Raw genomic sequence first — 19613 nt, forward strand, 5'->3', positions numbered from 1 at the left:
CCATACCGTTTCGCCCCTATTGAACGATAGATTTCTTCTATAGTCTAGTTTCCGACTTTGAATTGGGTTGTTCCGGCGAACTTTGCCAATGGCGCTCTGGGGACAGTCAATCGCTGCGACACGCGGCGAAGGGCTTTCCATGAGTGTACAAAAACATTTCCGTTCAGGGGGTTACCATGAAGACCACGAACACCGTGTTCAAGACAGGCTTGCTGCTGTCGTGCGCCATCGGCTTTGGCCTGGCCAGCAACCCGGCCTTTGCCGCCGATGCTGCACCTGCTCCGGCCGATGCGGCGGCCGCCGATGCGCCCACCGACAGCTCGGTCATCATCGTGACGGCGCAGCGCCGCAACGAATCGATCCAGGACGTGCCGATGACGCTGCAGGCGTTCAGCGCCGACACGCTGTCCAAGCTCAACGTCACCACTTTCAATGACCTGCTCAAGTTCACGCCCAACGTGACTTTCGGCAGCAACGGCCCCGGCCAGGGCGCCATCTTCATGCGCGGCCTGTCGGCAGGCTTTGCCGGCAACCAGTCGTCGGCCTCGATCGCGCCGTTCCCCAACGTCGCGCTGTACCTCGACGACCAGTCGATGCAGTTCCCGGCGCGCAACGCCGACGTCTATGTCGCCGACCTTGAGCGCGTCGAAGTGCTCGAAGGGCCGCAGGGTACCCTGTTCGGCGGTGGCGCGCAGGCCGGTGTGGTCCGCTACATCACCAACAAGCCCAAGCAGAACGTCTGGGAAGGCAAGATCGAAGGCAGCTTCGGCGGCACCTCCAACGGCGCGGCCAACGCAGCGTTCAACGCCGCGATCAACATCCCGCTGATCCAGGACAAGCTGGCGATCCGCGCGGTGGTCTATGACGATCACCACGGCGGCTACATCGACAACGTCCAGAGCACGTTCCACCGTTCGGACGCCGATACCGGCAACTTCTATTTCAACAACGGCAACAAGGCGCTGCCCGCCAGCCAGCAGTCGAACAGCGGCCAGTACAACAACTACCCGCTGGTCAAGCGCGACTACAACCCGATCGACTATGTCGGCGGCCGGATCGCGGCACAGTGGGACATCAACCCCGACTGGAACCTGCTGGTCACCGAAACCTTCCAGGACGTCGATGCCGAGGGCACGTTCTCGACGTACCCGATCGGTTCGGACTTCCAGAAGCTGGGCAAGCTGCAGACCACCACGTTCAGCCCGTCGTGGAACCGCGACAAGTTCTGGAACACCGCGTGGACGATCAACGGCAACGTCGGCGGCTTCAAGCTGACCTACACCGGCGCCTACATGACCCGGCACATGTCGGAACAGCAGGACTACACCAACTATTCGCGCACCGGCGGCGGCATGTACTATCAGTGCACCGGCGGCGGCACCGGCTGGGGCAACGGCGCGCCGTACTGCTACTCGCCGGTCGCGTATTGGGAAGACACCGTCCGCAGCACGCACCAGAGCCACGAATTCCGCGTCGCCACCCCCGATGACAAGCGCATCCGCGCCATCGTCGGTGCGTACTGGGAATCGTTCAAGATCTATGACGTGATGAACTTCGACTACAAGACCATCCCGGCTTGCACGACCTCGCTGATCGCAGCGAACGCGGCTTGCTCGGGCGTGGTCCAGACGGTTCCGGGTTCGACGGCCACGCGTCCGGGTCTGCGCGACACCAACACCGCGTTCGGTGAAGATCTGCAGCGCGGTTACAACCAGCTGGCGTTCTTCGGTTCGGTCGATTTCGACATCCTGCCCAACCTGACGATCACCGGCGGCACGCGCTACTACAACTACAAGGCGTTCGAGACCGGTTCGCAGTACCAGACCTATGCTGGCAACTGCTATCAGGTGGTGGTCTGCGCCGTGGCCGGTGGCGGCAACGCCAACATCGACCTGCGCACCGACACCAGCCCGCGCTACACGGGCTTCAAGAGCAAGGGCGTGATCACCTGGAAGCCCAAGGACGGCACCATGGTCTACGCGCTGTTCAGCCAGGGCTTCCGTCCGGGCGGCTCGAACCGTCGCGTGGTTCCGGTGCTTCCGGGCAGCGACGGCAACGCACAGTTGCTGCGTCCGGGCGGCTGGGCTCCCGATACGCTGACCAACTGGGAAGCCGGCTTCAAGACCGACCTGTTCGACCGCAAGGTCACGCTGAACCTGTCGGCCTATTACATGAAGTGGCAGAGCGTTCAGTTCGGCTTCTTCAACCCGGCTGGCGGCTTCGGCAACACCAGCTTCGTCACCAACGGCCCCGACTATCACATCAAGGGCGTGGAAGCGCAGTTCACCGCGCGTCCGGTAACCGGCCTGACGGTGATGGGTTCGGCCACCTACAACAAGAGCGAGCAGGCCAACGAACCTTGCCTGATCGCCAACAACCCGGCGTCGAACAACTTCGGCAAGTGCATCACCACCTACATCAAGGGTGGGGTCGCCGTGCCGGTGCAGAGCCCGTTCGGTGCCAAGGGTACGGTCACGCCGTTCAGCCCCGAATTCCAGGGCAACATCCGCGTGCGCTATGACTGGAACGGCAAGGCCGACATCAACTGGTTCGCCAACGCCGGCCTGACCTACACCGGGTCGATGTACAACCAGCCCAGCACCTATCCGTCGGGTGATGGTGTGGTTGTTCCGGGCACCACGCTGCTGCGCTACAAGATGGACGGTTATGCCATCGTCGACGCATCGTTCGGCTTCAAGAAGGACAAGTACACCGTTACCGTGTTCGGCGAAAACCTCGCCAACACCGCCGCTTCGACGTTCACCACCTCGGCCCAGTTCATCAAGGCCGAAGTGCCGGTTCGTCCGCGCATCTACGGTGTCAAGGTTGGCGTGCAGTTCTGATCGCCACTCCGGCGACAGACTTGCAACCAGCTTGAGACAGGAGAAGGGTGGCGTCGCAAGCGCCACCCTTTTTCGTCGGCGCAGGGACTCTGTGACCATAACATGACTGAAATGACTTCCAGCGCGGGCACAATCGAGCAAGCCGTGACCCGGCTGCGCGACCTGCAACGCGCCAACCGGCACGATGCCGCGCTGCAGGCGGTGCAACCGCTGCTGGCCGCCCATCCGCTGAACCGCGATCTTGCCCTGATCGAGGCGATCAGCCTGCGCCATCTGCATCGCTTCGACGATTGCCTGGCGCGGCTTGACGTGCTGATGGACCGGCAACCGGGCTACAGCCTTGGCTGGCAGGAGCGCGGACTTGTCCACATCGCGCAACGCGATGCGCCGCTGGCCATCGCCGCGCTGGTGCGCGCGGTGGCGATCAACCCCGCGCTGCCGATGGCTTGGCGCATGCTGGAAGGCGTCTATCGGCTGGTCGGCGACACCGCCAACGCCGCGCACGCCGCCGCCCAAGGCGCCGCGCTCAAGGCCTTGCCGCCCGAGGTGGTCCACGCCACCGCGCTGTTTTCCGATGGCGATCTGGTTCCGGCAGAGGCCATCATCCGCCAGTTCCTGATCGGGTTCGGCGATCATCCCGAAGCGATGCGCCTGCTCGCCCGGATCGGTCTGGCGCGCGAAGTGCTCGACGATGCCGAGGCCTTGCTCGCCGCTGCACTGACGATCGCGCCCGACCACCGGCCCGCCCGCATCGACTACATCGACGTGCTGATCGCCCGCCACAAGTATGCCGAAGCCGACCGCGAACTGGCCCCGCTGCTGGCCGCAACCCCGCACGACCAGCGGCTGCGCACGCAGGCCGGCACGATCTGCGTCGGGCTTGGCCGCCATGACGATGCCATCGCGCATTACCGTTCGCTGCTGGCCGACCTGCCGGTCCTGCCCGACGATCCGGTCAACCGCGCGACCCGCGCCGACCTCAACTTGTGGATGGGCCACGCGCTCAAGACCATCGGCCAACGCGATGCCGCCATCGCCGCCTACCGCGAAGCCGCCGCCATCCGCCCCGAATTCGGCGATGCCTGGTGGAGCCTTGCCAACCTCAAGACCTTCCGCTTCACCGACGCCGATATCGCGGTGATGCAGGCGGGCGAAGCGAGCGAGGCCACCGCCCCGGTCGATCGCGTCCATCTTGCCTTTGCGCTGGGCAAGGCGCTGGAGGACAAGCGCGATCACGCCGCCTCGTGGGACTATTACGCGCGCGGCAACGGCCACCGCCGCGCCGAAAGCCGCTATCGCCCCGAAGTCATCGAAACCAACACCGCCGAGCAGATCCGCGTGTGCACCGGCGCCTTCTTTGCCGAGCGCGCGGGCTGGGGCTGCGCCGCGCGCGATCCCATCTTCGTGCTGGGCCTGCCGCGCGCTGGCTCGACCCTGCTCGAACAGATCCTCGCCAGCCATCCGCAGATCGAGGGTACGCAGGAGCTGCCCGATATCCAGCGCATCGTGCTCGAACTGCAGGGCCGCGAGCCCGATCTCGACCATCCGCGCTATCCCGGCACGATGGCCGACCTGACGGCGGATCAGGCGCGCGCGCTGGGCGAGCGCTACCTTGCCGACACCCGCGTCCATCGCAGCGAGGGGCGGCCGCTGTTCATCGACAAGATGCCCAACAACTTCCGCCATATCGGGCTGATCCACCTGATCCTGCCAAATGCGACGATCATCGATGCCCGGCGCGAGCCGATGGCCTGCTGCTTTTCCAACCTCAAGCAACTGTTCGCGCAAGGGCAGGAGTTCACTTACGCGGTCGACGATATCGCGCGCTATTATCGCACCTATCTGAACCTGATGCGCCACTGGGACACCGCGCTGCCCGGCCGGGTGCTGCGCGTGATCCATGAGGATGTGATCGACGATCTGGAAGGGCAGGTCCGGCGGATGCTCGATGCCTGCGGCGTGCCGTTCGACCCGGCCTGCCTTGCCTTTCACGAAAACCGCCGTTCGGTCCGCACCCCCAGCTCGGAACAAGTGCGTCAGCCGCTATTTCGAACTGGACTAGACCAATGGCGAAGCTATGAAGCGTGGCTGGAACCGCTGGAGTTGGCGCTGGGTGATGCGCTGACCACCTGGCGGACCTGATGGAGGATTGAGGACCGGTGACCCAACCATTTGATCTTGCAGTAATCGGCGGCGGGGTAATCGGCCTTGCCCATGCCCTTGTCGCGGCGCGGGCGGGCAAGCGTGTGGTCGTGATCGAGCGCGACTCGCGTGCCAACGGCGCCTCGATCCGCAACTTCGGCTTCGTCACCGTGACCGGACAGGAACGCGGGTTGAGCTGGCAACTGGCCCGCCGCACGCGCGACATCTGGGCCGAAATCGCAGAGCCCGCGGGCATCGCGGTCGAACATCGCGGGCTCTACATGACCGCGCGCTCGGACGAAGCGATGGCGGTGATCGAGGCCTTTCTGCAGACCGAAATGGGCGAAGGCTGCCGCCTGATCGAGCCCGATGCGTTTCGCGCCGCCGCTTCGGGCCTTGGTGGCCCCGACCTCAAGGGCGCGCTGCATTCCAGCCACGAACTGCGCGTGGAATCGCGCGATGCCATCCCGCGTCTGGCCGCCTGGCTGGAAGCGCGCTGTGGCGTCACGTTCATGAACCGCACGGTCGCCTTTGACGTGACCTGCCCGCGCATCCTGACCTCGCGCGGGGTGGTCGAAGCGGGTGCGGCGGTGATCTGTCCGGGCGACGACTTCAGCACCTTGCACGCCGATCGCATCGCCGATTACGGGATCAAGCGCTGCCGCCTGTCGATGCTGCGGCTGGCCGATCCGGGGCACCGCCTGCCCGGCGCGCTGATGAGCGACCTCGGCCTGGTGCGCTATCGCGGCTATGGCGCCCTGCCGGAAGCGCGCGCGCTCGAAGCCAAATTGCGCGCCGAACAGCCGCGCCATTTCGACAACGGCGTCCACTTGATCGTGGTGCAAAGCGGCGATGGCAGTCTGGTGGTCGGTGACAGCCACCACTACGACGAACTGCCCGGCCCGTTTGCCCCCGCAAGCGCCGAGGACGATATCCTCGATGAATACCACCGCGCCTTCGGCCAGCCTGCGCCCACCGTGCTGGAGCGCTGGACCGGCGTCTATGCCGTGGCCGATGACCGCACGTTCCTGGTCGACACCCCGTCGGACAACGTGCGGCTGGTGATCGTCACCAGCGGCACCGGCGCATCGACCGGATTCGGCATTGCCGAGCGCGTGCTTGGCGACCTTTTGAACATTCCCGCAGGAGTTGCAGCATGACCAGCCCCCTCGCTTCCTTCCCGGTACAGGCCGTCGTGTTCGACTGGGCCGGCACCGTCATCGATTTCGGCTGCATGGCCCCGATCCATGCGCTGATGGGCGTGTTCGCGGCCGATGGCCTGCCGATCAGCGAGGCCGAAGCCCGCGCCGACATGGGCAAGGCCAAGCTTGACCACTTGCGCGCGATCCTGGCCGAGCCGGGCGTCGCCGCTCGCTGGCTGGCGGCCAAGGGCGCCCCCTCGACCGAGGACGACGTGACGCGGCTCTATGCCCTGCTCGAACCGGCGATGCTCGAAGCGGCCACGCGCGCGGCGGTGCTGATTCCGGGCGCGGTCGAAACGGTCGACAGCCTGCGCGCACTGGGCGTCAAGATCGGCTCGGGCACCGGCTATACCCGCGAGATGATGGCCGGCATCCTGCCCGCCGCACAGGAACAGGGCTATGCCCCCGACGTGGTGATCTGCGCCGGTGAGACCCCCAGCGGCCGCCCTGCCCCGCTGATGACCTGGGCCGCGCTGATCCAGTTGGATGCATGGCCCGCCAACCGCTGCATCAAGGTGGATGACGCGCCGGTCGGTATCGCCGAAGGCAAGTCGGCTGGCGCATGGACCATCGGCCTGTCGGCGTCGGGCAACGAAGTGGGCGTCGATCTGGCGACCTACCGCGCCCTGCCCGAAGCCGAACGCGCCGAGCGCGTGGGCCAGGCCGAAGCGCGGCTGCGCGCCGCCGGGGCCGACTATGTGATCGAGGACATCTCGCAGTTGCTGCCGGTGGTGCACGAAATCGCGGGACGGATCGCCGCTGCCGCAGAGTAAACCCCGTTCAGCGCGGCGCCAGCCCCCGCACAAGGATGCGGGCGGCATGGCGCACTTCGCGCTCGATCGTGGCGGCGTCGGGTGTGGCTTCAAGGCCGATCGCGACCCGCATGTGCAGGTCGGCCTTGACCATCCCCAGAAACTGCCCCGCCGCCAGACGCTGGTCGGTCGACACGATTTGGCCGCGCTCGGCAAAGCGTTGCAGGGTCTGGGTCAGCGCCTCAAACAGGATTTCGGGGCCGGAACGCATGAACATGGCCGCGATTTCGGGAAAGCGCCGACTCTCGGCATGGACGGTGCGGTACAGCTCGATCGCTTCGGGCTGGAACAGCGCGGTCATGAATTGCAGCCCGAACGACACCAGCAGCGCCTCAAGATCATCGCCGTCGGCTTCGGCGATGGCCTGCAAGGGCGCCACAACCTCGCCGCAACGCTGCTGGATGACCGCCTCGAACAGCAGTTCCTTGGACGGGAAGTATTTGTAAAGCGTGGCTTTCGACCCACCGAGCCGGGCCGCGATCGTCGACATCGAGGTGGCGCCATAGCCGTCCTCGGCAAAGACGCGGGCAGCCACCGCCAGGATATGCTCGCGGCGTTCATCGGGGCTGGCCCGGCCAAGTCGGCATTTGGGAGGGCTGCACGTTAGGGCTTCGGGCTTGGTGACCATTCCGTACACTTAGCGCTTGACTCGACTCGTTCAAGAGGACTTTTGCGTTAGTGACCGAACGGTACAGTAAAGGTTGCCGCATGATCCCCCGACTTGCCCGCCAAAACCACATCCGAACGGCGCTGCTTGGGCTGATGCTCGGCGCATCGACCCTGTTGGCAGGCTGCGCGGCCATTCCATCCAGCGGTCCCGTTCCGACCGTGAAGTCGTTGCAAAGCGTCGCTGCCACCAGCCTGCCGACTGATCCTGCGACACGTTGGCCGGACGAGGATTGGTGGAGCGGCCTTGGCGATCCGCAACTGTCGGCGCTGATCACAGAAGCCCTTGCCGGATCGCCCTCGCTCGCCGCCGCCGATGCCCGGCTTGAGCGCGCGCGCGGCGTTGCGCGGGCCAGCGGCGCGGCCTTGCTGCCCGCAGCATCGGCTTCGGGCAGCGCGGGCGAAAACCGCCAGAGCTACAACAACGGCATTCCGCCCCAATTCGTGCCCCACGGTTGGAACGATGTCGGCCGGGCCAGCCTCGACCTGTCGTACGAGATCGATTTCTTCGGGCGCAACCGTGCCGCCTTGCGCGCCGCCACGTCCGAACGGCAGGCCGCCGAGATCGAGGCCAAGGCCGCCCGGCTGGTGCTGGCGACCGCGGTGGCCGATGCCTACGCCGATCTGGGCCGTGCCGCCGCGCTGCGCGATGTGCGGGTCGAAGCCTTGCGCATCCGTCAGGAAACTGCCGCGCTGGTCACGCGCAAGACCGCCAACGGCCTTGCCAATCGCGGTGAGCAGCGTCAGGCCGAAGCGGCTGTGCCGGTGGCGCAGGCCGATCTGGTCGCCGCCGAAGAAGCCGTGCAACTTGGCCGCAACCGGCTGGCCGCGCTGCTGGGCGCCGGACCCGATCGCGGCGCTTCGATCAGCGTTCCCGCCATCAAGACCCTGCCCGCGCTGGGCGTGCCCTCGCAACTGGCGCTCGATCTGGTCGGCCGCCGCTCGGATATCGCCGCCGCGCGGGCGCAGACCGAAGCGGCCGCCGCCCGCATCGGCGTCGCGCGGGCTGCGTTCTATCCCAATGTCAACCTGACCGCGCTGGTCGGCTTCCAGTCGCTCGGGCTTGACCTGCTGACCCGCAGCGGCTCACAGATCGGACAGGCCGGTGCCGCAATCAGCCTGCCGCTGTTCCAGGGCGGGCGACTGGCGGGCAACTATACCGCCGCGCGCGCCGACTATGCCGCCGCCGTGGCGCAATACGACGACACCCTGATCCGGGCGGTGCGCGAAGTGGCCGACGCCAGCGCCAGCCGCACCTCGGTCCACGCGCAACTGACCGCGCTGGGCGATGCGGTGGACCGGTCGCAAGAGGCCTTCCGCATTGCCCGCGCCCGCTATGACGGCGGCCTTTCGCCTTATCTGACCGTGCTTTCCGCCGAAGATGCGCTGCTGCGCAACCGCCAGTTGCAGGCCGATCTGCAGGCGCGCGCGCTGTCGGTCGATATCGCGCTGATCCGCGCCCTTGGCGGCGGCTTCCACCAGATCTGACCCCATTCCCTCACAGGACAATCCCATGGCAGACATCGATCCCCGCATCCCCGTCGATACCGCGCAGGACACCGCCGCCGTTGCGGGTTCGGCCGGGCAGACCCGCAAGCGTGCTTTCCTGCTGTTCGGTGGCGCGGTCGCGCTCGTGGCTGTCGGCGTCGGCGGTTACGAATGGCTGTACGGCGGGCGCTATGTCGAAACCGACAATGCCTATGTCAACGCCGAAGTCGCGCAAGTGACCCCGCAAGTCGGCGGCCCGGTGCTGCGCGTCAACGTGGGCAACACGCAAGTCGTGCACAAGGGCGACGTGCTGGTCGAACTTGACCAGACCGATGCGCGGATCGCGCTGGCCGCGGCAGAGGCCGGGTATCAGCAAGCCATTCGCCGGGTGCGCCAGACTGTTGCGACCGGATCGTCGCTGGCGGACGAAGTCGGCGCGCGGCAGGCCGACATCGCCCGGATGGCGGCGCAAGTGACCATCGCGCAGGCCGAACTGGCGCGCGCCCGCGTCGATCTTGACCGGCGTGAAGCGCTGGCCACGGGCGGCGGCGTTTCGGGCGAGGAATTGACCAGCGCACGCAGCGCCTTTGCCAGCGCGCAGGGCAGCCTCGCCGCCGCGCGCGCCGGACTGGCGCAGGCCCAGGCCGTGCGCGGCGCGGCCAGCGGACAGCAGGCGGCCAACGCCGCGCTGGTCAGCGGCGTGAGCGTCGAGAACAACCCCGACGTGCTGGCCGCGCGCGCCAAGCTCGATCAGGCGCGCATCGACCTTGGCCGCACCGTCGTGCGCGCGCCGGTCGATGGCGTGGTCACCCAGCGCACCGTGCAAGTCGGCCAGCGCGTCGCCCCCGGCGCGCTGATGCTGACGGTGGTGCCGATCGGCGCGGCCTATGTCGATGCCAACTTCAAGGAAAGCCAACTGCGCCACGTGCAACCCGGCCAGCCGGTTACGCTGACCTCGGACCTCTATGGCGGGGACGTGGTCTATCACGGACGGGTTGTCGGGTTCTCGGGTGGCACCGGATCGGCGCTGGCGGTCATCCCCGCGCAGAACGCCACCGGCAACTGGATCAAGGTGGTGCAGCGCCTGCCGGTGCGGGTGACGCTCGATCCCAAGGAACTGGCCGCGCACCCGTTGCGCATCGGTCTGTCGATGACCGCCTCCGTCGACACGCGCAGCAACTGAGCGGGGCGCCCGGACCATGTCCCCCGCCCCCGCCAAACAGGCTCCGCTGCGCGGCGGCGCCATCGCACTCGCCGCATTCGCGCTGGCCTTGTCCAACTTCGTGGTGGTGCTCGACATCACCATCGCCAACGTCTCGGTTTCGCACATCGCGGGCAGTCTCGCGGTCTCGCCCTCGCAAGGGACGTGGGTGATCACATCGTACGCGGTGGCAGAGGCGATCTGCGTGCCGCTGACCGGGTGGCTCGCCAGTCGCTTTGGCGCGGTGCGGGTGTTCATGCTCTCGCTGCTCGGCTTCGGCCTGTTCTCGTTTTTGTGCGGCGTGTCGGGCAATCTGGAATCGCTGGTCCTGTTCCGCGTGATGCAGGGGCTGTGCGGCGGGCCGATCATGCCGATGTCGCAAACGCTGATGCTGCGGCTGTTTCCTCCGGCCAAAGCGGGTCAGGCGATGGGCATCTGGGCGATGACCACGGTCACCGCGCCGATTGCCGGGCCAATTCTGGGCGGGCTGATCTCGGACAACCTGAGCTGGCACTGGATCTTTTTCATCAACCTGCCGGTGGTGGCGCTGTGCGGCACGCTGGCGTGGATTCTGGTGCGCCGCTATGAAACGCCGACCGAGCGCAGGCCGATCGATTTCGTCGGGCTGGCCCTGCTGGTCGTGTGGGTCGGCGCGTTGCAGATCCTGCTCGACAAGGGGCGCGAGGAGGACTGGTTTTCCAGTTCGCTGATCGTGACGCTGGCCATCGTTGCGGTACTCGGCTTCATCGCCTTCCTGATCTGGGAACTGACCGAGCGCAATCCGATCGTCGACTTGTCGGTGTTCCGTTTCCGGGGCTTCACGATCGGGGTCATCGCGCAAAGCACGACCTATGCCGCGTTCTTCGCGCAAGTGGTGCTGGTGCCGTTGTTCCTGCAGTCGAACCTTGGCTACACCGCCACCTGGGCGGGCTATGCGGTTGCGCCGATGGGGATCATGGCGGTGATCGTGTCACCGATCGCGGCAGGATTGGTCGCCAAGACCGACGTGCGCCGACTGGTGACGTTCGGTGTGGTGTGGCTTGGCGTGATGACCCTGCTGCGCACCGGCTGGGTGACGTCGATGGACTATTGGACCATCGCCCTGCCCCAGTTCATGCAAGGCATCGGCATGCCGTTCTTCTTCATCGGCACGACCACGCTGGCGCTGGGTGCGGTGAACCCGAACCAGACCGCTTCGGCAGCCGGTTTGCAGAACTTCCTGCGCACCCTTGCGGGCGCCATGGCCACCTCGCTGACGACGACCTTCTGGGAGCGTGAAAGCAAGATCGCGCGCACCGAACTGGTCGGCGTGATCCATCCGCCTGCCAATGCGCTGGGTACGGGATCGATCGCGGATCAGGCGCGCGCCACGCTCGAACGGCTGGTCGATGTCGAGAGCACCACGCTCGCCACCAACACGGTGTTCCTGATCTGCGCGGCCATCTTCATCTTTGCGGCGGCGGTGGTCTGGCTGGCACCTGCGCCCAAGAAGGGGGCCTCTGCACCGATGGGCGGGCACTGAGCCGCAAGGCCGGTGCTTGCCGCCCGATCATCCCTGCGGATCGATCAGCACCTTGCACTGATGGGTCCGGCGGCGCAGGCTTTCGAACACGTCGGGTGTCGCTGCCAAGGCGATGGTCTCGGTCACCAGCAACCTTGGCTCTACCGCGCCGCGGTCCAGCGCATCGAGCGCGGCGACGAACTCCTGCGCGGTGAAGAACGCCGAGGTGATCAGCCGGACCTCCTTTGACAGCATGGCAAAGCTGTTGAAGGTGTCGGGCCGGGTGCACAGGCCCAGCAGCACGATGCTGCCGCGCGCGCGCACTTGCTGCACGGCCTGTTCGATCAGACCCGGCACGCCGACGCATTCGAACACCACGTCGGCCTTGCCGCCCAGCGCGCGCCCGGCAGCGCCGACCGGGTCTTGCGCATCGACCACGAAGTCGTGCGCGCCCATCGCCAGCGCGCGGTCACGCTGCCATTCGGCCAGATCCTGCACCACCACGCGCCCCGCCCCGCGCCGCCGCGCCCAGAACGCCACCGCCAGCCCGATCGGCCCCGCGCCAAGGACCAGCACTTTGTCACCGATGGTAAGCCCGCTCATCGCCACACCGTGCAGCGCGACCGCCAGCGGCTCGATGATCGCACCGTCGGCCAGACTGGCGCTGCCGGGCAGGCGCACGCACTGGTTGGGACGGGTCAGCGCATATTCGGCATAGCCGCCGCCTTGCAGGCCGAACGTGTCGCACCATGACACGTTGCCGGCGCGGCAAGCGGGGCAATGGCCGCAACTGACCAGCGGGCTCACCGCCACCCGGTCGCCGAGCGCAAGGCCTTCGACGCCCCGCCCCAGCGCGACGACCTCACCCGCAAACTCGTGCCCCAGTACCGAGCCCGCACCCTGACCATAGGCCGCGTCCTCGGTCATGTGCAGGTCCGATCCGCAGATGCCGCAGCGCCCCACCTGCACAACCAGTTCGCCTTCGGCCGGGGTCGGATCGGGCAGAGTTTCGATGGTCAGCGGGCGATGAAGCCCCTGCATCACGGCTGCGCGCATGGTGTTGGTCCCCTGATGGCGCTCAGTGCGCGGTCTGCCCGCCGTCGATCACGAAAGTGGCGCCGTTGATGAAGCTTGCGGCATCGGACAGCAAGTGCAGCACCGTGCCCGAAATCTCTTCGGGCAGCGCGGCGCGGCCCGAAACGTTGCCCGCAAAGAACGCCGCGCGGAAATCGGCGCTGTCGGCCCAGTGCTGGGTCATCGGGGTGACAACGAAGCCCGGCGCAATGGCGTTCACCCGTATTCCGCGTTGGGCATATTCCACCGCCGCCGCCTTGGTCAGGCCCGATACCGCGTGCTTCATCGCGCAATAGACGCTCATGTTCGGGTCCGCGATCAGCGCGCCGACCGATGCGGTGTTGACGATGGCACCGCCGCCGACGCTCAGGAAATGGCGGATTTCGGACTGCATGGCATAGAACACGCCCTTGAAATCGACATTGATGGCAAGGTCCATTTCCTCGGGCAGCACTTCGTGGATCGGCCGCTGCGGTGGCAGCACGCCCGCATTGTTGAACGCCCCGTCCATCCGGCCAAAGCGCGCGATGCAGCCACGCACGAGCGCCTCGACCGCCGCCGGATCGGTCACGTCGGTCGGCACGAAGTCGGCCTCGCCGCCAGCCTGCCGGATGATCGAGACGGTCTCTTCGGCGCGCGGGTCGATATCACCGATCAGCACTTGCGCGCCGCTGCCAGCCAGCGCCACCGACGTCGCGCGGCCGATGCCGGTGGCGCCGCCGGTCACCAGCACCGCTTTGCCTGCGAACGTCCTTCCTGCCCCGGTTACTCCTGCCCCGGTTACTCCTGCCCCGGTTACTCCTGCCACGCTGGTTGCTCCCCCTTGGCGACCTTGGACGAATTGCCGAGCAGGAAGTCGCCCAGCACGTCGACGGCTTGCGGATAGGCCGCGCTCACCCGCGCGCGCAGGTCGGCGCTGTCTTTCGAAGCGGCGACCAGTTTGGGCCAGTCGGCGATATATTTGCGGCTGAACGCAAGGCCCGAAACGTCGTTGGGCAGGCCCGGCTTGGAATGCCCCGGCACAACCATGACCGGGCCCAGCGCGGCCAGCGTGTCGAGCGAGCGGCCCCATGCGGCAATCCCGGCGGCGTCATGTTCGCCGAACCACAAGTACATCTGGTTGTAGACCAGATCGCCCGGAAACAGCGCCTTGATCGACGGTGCCCACAGCGCGGTGGCATGGAGATGATCGCCCGGCATCGGCCCGATCACCTTCAACTCCTTGCCTTCCAGCAGGATCGTGTCGCCATCGAGCGAAGCAGGCGCCGAGGGGTGAAGCGGGCCATTGCTGCCCAACAGCGGGCCCCAGCGCTTGACCTTGAACGGCAGCGAGCGCCAGATATCAGCCACCACCACCGGATGCGCCACGATCTTTACGTCGGGAAAGGCATCCTTGATGACTTCCATTGCGAAGAAGTGGTCGGGATGGTCGTGCGTGACGAACACGGTGGTCAGGTGCTTGCCGCTGTCGAGCACCATGGCCACGACCCGGTGCGCATCGGCCCGCGTGAACGGCGCATCGACCAGCACCGCGTCCTTTTCCCCCTCGATCAGCGCGACGTTGGCATAAAGCGAACCGGCGCTGGTGCGCAGCACCTCGACCGTCAGCGGCTTGTCCTGCGCCTGCGCGCCAAACGGAATGGCCAGCGCGGCGAGCGAAAGCAGCAGTCTTTTCATCAGGCTATCCCCGACTTGCCGGGCGCAAGGATATGGTTGGGATCGATCGCGTGTTTCAGCGTGGCGTTGAAGGCGCGATTGACCGCGCCATATTGCTGCGCGACCAGATCCATCGCGTGAACCCCGGTGCGGTAACTGGCCCAGCCGCGCTCACCAAAACCAGCGACCAGTTCGCGGTAGCAGGCGTCGGCGCGCTTCTCCTCCTCGGGGTCGGACTTGTCGTACAACAGCGCGATGATGTGGTGCAGTTCACGGCTGCCGATGGCGAAGGCCGAAGTGTAATCGAAGCCGTGGCGCCCGAGGATCTGCTTGGCCAGCGCGATCTGGCCGGTAGTCTCGTTGCCCTTGGCCGGGGCCACCGGCGCAAACCACGCAAGGCCGCCGCCCGCGCCCTTCCAGCGCACGATACCCACTTCCTCAAGGCTCAATCCGCCCTGCATCAGCGTGGCGTGGTGGTGGAAATAGGGGTTGCCCTGCATTTCCGCCTCGGTCAGCACTTCGCCATCGATCGCGGCAAAGGCGGCGCGCACGATCGCCTCGTTCGCGGCGATCATCTCGGGCGTGCCGTACAGCGCGAAGTAGGTGTTCCAGTACCCCAGCCCGACTTTGGCGCCCGCCGCCATCAGCGCCTCGTCGGTGACCGGCTCGGGGTGGTCCCAGATCTCGCCGCGCCGCTGAAACATGGCCAACTGGTACCCGGCCGACATCATCAGCACGACGTTGGGAATGATGTTCGAGATACGCAGCGGGCGCATCGCCTCGACGATCTTCGCCACGTCCTCGACCCGCTTGTGCCGCACGACGAAGGGTTTGTAGACCGGCGGGGCAGGCATCAGCCACATCCCCATCTTGGTCACCACGCCGAAGTTGGACTGGGTGAACAACCCGTCCAGATAAGGCCCGTAACCCCACTTGAACGCCTGCCATGCCGATGGATTGCGGGTGGAGCCCATGCCCGTGCGCAAGATCTCGCCATTGGGCAGCACCACTTCCATGCCGCACTGGACCATGAAGTGTTCGCCATAGGGGGTGTAACCGACCCCGCGATCGAGCGTGTTGCCCACCGGGCTGGCGACCGGGCCGACCGTGGGCACGTCGATCCACAGCGGCAGGTTGTGTTCGACCAGATAGTCCTTGAGCTGGCGATAGGTCACGCCCGGTTCGACCAGCGCGGTGCACAGCTCGGGATCGACCGAGATGATCCGGTTCATCCGCTTGAGGTCGAGCACCACCTGCCCCGGCGCGGCGGTGCTGGTCATGCCATAGCCCATGTTCTTGCCGGTGGAGACCGGCCACAGTGGCTGGCGGAACTGGTTGGCGATCTTTACCAGCGCCTGCACTTCCTCGACCGTGCCGGGGCAGACCGCACCGACCGGGGCATGGCGGCCCGATGGGTCGGGCACATAGGTCTTGCGCCAGGGCCGCACCGCGTCCTCGTCGGCAAAGACCCATTCGGGCCCGACGACGGCGCGCATGGCGGCGATGGCGCCCTTGAAGTCGGCCTTGCGCATGCCTTTGGCGAGGACGGGCTTGGCCCCGGCAACACCGCTCAGACCGACCGAAGCCGCCCCGGCAACGCCTGCACCCAGCAGTCCGCGGCGATCGAGGGTGACGGTCATTGGCCTTTCTCCTTCAGATCGGCGGGGCCGGCTTCGATCCATTGCGCCAGGCCATGCAGTTCGGCCGGGCTGATCTCGCTTGGGCGGAAGGCGGGCATGGCGTTGCGCCCTTGCCGCACGGTCATCTCGACCATCGCCGCAGGCAGCGCGCGGCCCCGGATCACCGGCCCGACGTTGGCGCCGTGGCAATAGGCGCACGTGCTGGAATAGACCTGCTCGGGCGTGCGCGGGGGCAGCGGCTCGCCCAGCTTTTGCGCGATGGGGGCGGTGGCCAGCGCGGTTCCACCCGCAACCAGCGCAAGCGGCGCAAGGAACAACGGCCCCCTCATTTGTACTTCCCCAGCATCATGCCGCCATCGATCACGACGTGCGATCCGGTCATGTAGTCCGACGCATCGGACGCCAGCAGCAGCGCCAGCGGCTTGATCTGCTCGGGCTCGGCCAGCTTGCCCAGCGGCACGATGGCGTCCCATGCGGCGCGCGCGCTGGGGTCTTTCTTCAGCCAGCCACCGCCGATGTTGGTGACGAACGGTCCCGGCGCGATGGCGTTGATGCGGATGCGGAACTCGGCCAGTTCCAGCCCCAGCGCGCGCACCATGTGCAGCACGCCAGCCTTGGCGGGCATGTAGGGCAGGCCCACGATCGGTTCGGTCACGAACCCGGCGTTCGACGCGGTGCAGATGATCGACCCGCCGCTGCGACCATTGGCGCGGCCTTCCTGCTTCATCACCCGCACCGCGTTCGACACGGTGTAGAACACTCCGTTCAGGTTGACCGCGATCGAGCGGTTCCAGCGCTCGGGATCATAGGTATCGACCTGGCCCTCGGGATTGCGGAAGCCGCCGGGGTTCCAGAACCCCGCTCCGGTATCGATCCCGGCATTGGCAAAGCAGATGTCGAGCCCGCCATAGGCCGCGACGTGGCCATCGAACGCGGCGGCGACATCGGCAAAGCTGGAGACGTCGCAGGAAGCGGCGCGCGCCTCATACCCCTCGGCGCGCAGGCGGGCGGCCTCGCGCTCGGCTCCGTCGGCGTCGATGTCGGCCAGCGTCACCGCCGCGCCGGATTCAGCCATCGCTTCGGCATAAGCCAGGCCAAGCCCGGAAGCGGCACCGGTGACGAGCGCAGTTCGCCCGTCCACCGCAAAGCGGTCGCGTATTCCCATTGTCATCCTCTCCTGCGCTCGCCGGTCGGGCCGAATGATCGGTCAGGCCGCGCCGCTGTTCTGTTCGCGCTCGATCAGCCGCTGCAATTGACGCCGGGCGCGGATGCCGCCGCCGTCACCGTGCAGGACAAGCGGGTGCAAGTCCTTGAATTGGTGGCCTCGCATCAGCCGGTGGCTGTCACGAATGAGCGGCATGTCCTCGTTGACGAAAGCATATTCGAGCGCCGCGTGCATGGCTGACGAGGCCTCAGCGTTTCCCACAGCGAAATCCCGCGCTGTCGCCCACACGTAATGGGTGGTGTCGGGGGTCTCGGGCGTGAAGGCGTGGAGCGAGGGCAGCAGCGTGCAATCCTGACGCGGCGTGCCCGGAGGCCCCGCGCGGAAGTCGAAATAGAGCACTGCCGGCGCATGCCACACGACTTCGCCATGGAAGTCCTGCTTCACCCCGCTGCGGCCCAGCATCGCGCCGATCCCTTCGGACAGGAAATCGTCATGCCGGATGTATTCGACATGGACCCGCCCGCCTTCTTGCCAGAACCGCCGCTCGCCTTGGGTAAAGGCATTGGCGACCAGCGCCGGATGGACGAAGTTGGCGTGGCTGAGGTCAAGGATGTTGTCGCTGTAAAGCTCGTAATGCCCCTCGGCCAGCGTTGCGCCGCGCACCGCTTCCCACCGGGGATCGGTCAGCCAGCCGAAATCGGGGATCAGCGCGGGATCGGCCTGATCGGCTTCGCCCATCCAGATCCACAGCAGCGCGTGGCGTTCGAGCAGCGGATAGACGCGCAAGCGCCGCTCGGGCAGTTGTCCGCCGGGGTGCGGATTTTGGACGCAGGCGCCGGTGCCGTCAAAGCGCAGCCCATGGTAGGGGCACATCAGCGCACCATCGACCACCGCTCCAAGGCCCAGCGGCGCAAAGCGATGCGGACAGCGCCCCTCCACCGCATGCGCCACGCCAGCGGCATCGCGGAACAGCGCCACCGGCTCTTCCAGAAACACCCGCGCCACCGGCGCTTGCGCCAGATCGTCGGCCCAACCGGCCACGTACCAGCAATTGCGCAAATACGTGCCCGCCGGTTCGCGCCCGAGGACCGGGACCGCCTGTCGTTCCCCGTCCATCCGCGCCCTCAAAGATAGAGTTGTTTGTTGATCGGGATGCCGTGTTCGCGGCAGTGGCTTTCGTAGTGGTTGATGAACCACCACACATCGAGCGTTTCGACATGGTTGCCCTGATCGTCGAAGAACTCGTTGGCGCCCTGCATGTGGAACAGCGCCTTCATTCCGTTGGGATCGTCGGTCACCAGCGTATGCGCGGTGCCCGGCGTTTCGGTGATGAATTCGCCAGCGCGGCACACCCAGTCGTATTCCAGATAACGGAACGATCCTTCCAGCCCGACCGCCCAGACGCGGCCCCGGTGCTTGTGCGTGCCGATCACGCCCGGCCCCTTGATCCACAGGATGTTGACGTAGACGTTGTCGCGCACGTCGAACGCCAGATGGCGGATCGCGGCGTTATCGCCGAACGGCACCCACGGGCTTTCGACGTCGCTGCCGCCGACATACGTGCCCTCGACCCCCTTGGCGCGGATGATGTCGCCATAAAGCTCGGGAACGTCGACGATCTTGTATGCCCCCGACGGGGGCGCCTTCATCGTGGCCACGTTGCGTGTCCTCTTGTTACAGGTAAAGCTTGGGGTTGATGGCGATGCCGTGTTCGCGGCAGTGGTTTTCGTAGTGCTGGATGAACCACCACACGTCGGTGGTTTCGACGAAGTTGCCTTCATCGTCGTAGAACTCGATCGGCCCCTGCATCCAGCCGAACAGCTTGACCCCGTCGGGATGCTCTGTGACGAGGGTGTGGCTTTCGCCCGGCACTTCCAGGATCAGCCCGCCGGGACTGGCGGTCCAGTCGTATTCCAGATAGCGAACGCTGCCTTCAAGGCAGACCATCACGATGGTGCCGCGATGCAGGTGCGTGCCGATCACGCCGGGGCTTTTGACCCACAGGATGTTCGAAAACAGGTTCTGGCGGACGTCGAACGCCAGATGCTTGATCGCGGCGTTGTCACCGAACGGCACCCACGGGCTGTCGACGTCGGTCTGGGCATCGATGTAGCGGCCGCCGGGGCTGAGCCGCGCCACCAGATCGCGGTGCGCAAACGAAACGTCGACGATTTCGGCCTTGCTCGAAGGCGGAGCGGTCATTGCGTTCATGGTTCCGGTTCC

General features: G+C 66.4%; 17 protein-coding genes. 7 read left to right on the forward strand and 10 right to left on the reverse strand.

Annotation, left to right across the window (positions count from 1 at the left end):
* The first annotated feature begins 176 nt into the window (after positions 1–176).
* The 4 genes from LDN95_RS01605 to phnX all read left to right on the forward strand — a co-directional run bounded on the left by LDN95_RS01605 (position 177) and on the right by phnX (position 6960).
* Entirely contained in the window at positions 177–2843 is a 2667-nt protein-coding gene (locus tag LDN95_RS01605) for a TonB-dependent receptor (protein WP_226015868.1), read from the forward strand.
* Positions 2844–2945: 102 nt separating this feature from the next.
* Entirely contained in the window at positions 2946–4985 is a 2040-nt protein-coding gene (locus LDN95_RS01610; protein ID WP_226015869.1) for a sulfotransferase, read from the forward strand.
* Between the two features lie 17 nt (positions 4986–5002).
* Entirely contained in the window at positions 5003–6145 is a 1143-nt protein-coding gene (locus LDN95_RS01615) for a TIGR03364 family FAD-dependent oxidoreductase (protein ID WP_226015870.1), read from the forward strand.
* The gene (gene phnX, locus LDN95_RS01620) at positions 6142–6960 is read left to right on the forward strand and encodes a phosphonoacetaldehyde hydrolase (protein WP_226015871.1); all 819 of its coding nucleotides are present in this window, start codon (positions 6142–6144) and stop codon (positions 6958–6960) included. The genes LDN95_RS01615 and phnX overlap by 4 nt, the downstream gene beginning before the upstream one ends.
* A 7-nt stretch (positions 6961–6967) precedes the next feature.
* On the opposite strand, the gene LDN95_RS01625 is transcribed toward phnX, so the two are convergent.
* Positions 6968–7627: a TetR/AcrR family transcriptional regulator gene (locus tag LDN95_RS01625; RefSeq protein WP_226015872.1), complete on the reverse strand. Its 660-nt coding sequence runs from the start codon at positions 7625–7627 to the stop codon at positions 6968–6970.
* An 80-nt stretch (positions 7628–7707) separates the two neighbouring features.
* Here LDN95_RS01625 and LDN95_RS01630 point away from each other — a divergent pair, with 80 nt between their 5' ends.
* Genes LDN95_RS01630 through LDN95_RS01640 form a run of 3 tightly spaced genes read left to right on the forward strand, consistent with a single transcriptional unit; the run spans position 7708 to position 11876 of the window.
* Positions 7708–9153, forward strand: a complete 1446-nt coding sequence (locus tag LDN95_RS01630) for an efflux transporter outer membrane subunit (protein ID WP_226015873.1) — start codon at positions 7708–7710, stop codon at positions 9151–9153.
* A 25-nt stretch (positions 9154–9178) separates the two neighbouring features.
* Positions 9179–10336 (forward strand): HlyD family efflux transporter periplasmic adaptor subunit, encoded by a 1158-nt coding sequence (locus LDN95_RS01635; RefSeq protein ID WP_226015874.1) that lies wholly within the window; start codon positions 9179–9181, stop codon positions 10334–10336.
* 16 nt (positions 10337–10352) lie between these two features.
* Positions 10353–11876, forward strand: coding sequence for a DHA2 family efflux MFS transporter permease subunit (locus tag LDN95_RS01640; RefSeq protein ID WP_226015875.1), 1524 nt, complete (start codon positions 10353–10355; stop codon positions 11874–11876).
* Between the two features lie 27 nt (positions 11877–11903).
* Here the strand turns inward: LDN95_RS01640 and LDN95_RS01645 are convergent, their stop codons facing one another.
* From LDN95_RS01645 to LDN95_RS01685, 9 genes are read right to left on the reverse strand one after another with little or no spacing between them, the layout of a single operon-like run.
* Complete coding sequence (locus LDN95_RS01645) at positions 11904–12911, reverse strand: alcohol dehydrogenase catalytic domain-containing protein (protein WP_226015876.1); 1008 nt, start codon at positions 12909–12911, stop codon at positions 11904–11906.
* Between the two features lie 22 nt (positions 12912–12933).
* Positions 12934–13737, reverse strand: coding sequence for an SDR family oxidoreductase (locus tag LDN95_RS01650; protein ID WP_226015877.1), 804 nt, complete (start codon positions 13735–13737; stop codon positions 12934–12936).
* The gene (locus LDN95_RS01655) at positions 13725–14606 is read right to left on the reverse strand and encodes an MBL fold metallo-hydrolase (protein ID WP_226015878.1); all 882 of its coding nucleotides are present in this window, start codon (positions 14604–14606) and stop codon (positions 13725–13727) included. The genes LDN95_RS01650 and LDN95_RS01655 overlap by 13 nt, the downstream gene beginning before the upstream one ends.
* Entirely contained in the window at positions 14606–16225 is a 1620-nt protein-coding gene (locus tag LDN95_RS01660; RefSeq protein WP_226015879.1) for an FAD-binding oxidoreductase, read from the reverse strand. The genes LDN95_RS01655 and LDN95_RS01660 overlap by 1 nt, the downstream gene beginning before the upstream one ends.
* Complete coding sequence (locus LDN95_RS01665) at positions 16222–16554, reverse strand: cytochrome c (RefSeq protein ID WP_226015880.1); 333 nt, start codon at positions 16552–16554, stop codon at positions 16222–16224. The genes LDN95_RS01660 and LDN95_RS01665 overlap by 4 nt, the downstream gene beginning before the upstream one ends.
* Positions 16551–17390: an SDR family NAD(P)-dependent oxidoreductase gene (locus LDN95_RS01670; protein WP_226015881.1), complete on the reverse strand. Its 840-nt coding sequence runs from the start codon at positions 17388–17390 to the stop codon at positions 16551–16553. The genes LDN95_RS01665 and LDN95_RS01670 overlap by 4 nt, the downstream gene beginning before the upstream one ends.
* Positions 17391–17432: 42 nt before the next feature.
* Positions 17433–18506 carry an aromatic ring-hydroxylating dioxygenase subunit alpha gene (locus LDN95_RS01675; RefSeq protein WP_226015882.1) on the reverse strand — a complete coding sequence of 358 codons (1074 nt, stop codon included), beginning with the start codon at positions 18504–18506 and terminating at the stop codon, positions 17433–17435.
* An 8-nt stretch (positions 18507–18514) separates the two neighbouring features.
* Positions 18515–19039 carry a 2,4'-dihydroxyacetophenone dioxygenase family protein gene (locus LDN95_RS01680; protein ID WP_226015883.1) on the reverse strand — a complete coding sequence of 175 codons (525 nt, stop codon included), beginning with the start codon at positions 19037–19039 and terminating at the stop codon, positions 18515–18517.
* Positions 19040–19064: 25 nt separating this feature from the next.
* Positions 19065–19601: a 2,4'-dihydroxyacetophenone dioxygenase family protein gene (locus LDN95_RS01685; RefSeq protein WP_226015884.1), complete on the reverse strand. Its 537-nt coding sequence runs from the start codon at positions 19599–19601 to the stop codon at positions 19065–19067.
* Positions 19602–19613: the final 12 nt, after the last annotated feature.

Origin of the sequence: Novosphingobium sp. FKTRR1 (assembly GCF_020404405.1) — a bacterium.
Taxonomy (GTDB): Bacteria; Pseudomonadota; Alphaproteobacteria; order Sphingomonadales; family Sphingomonadaceae; genus Novosphingobium.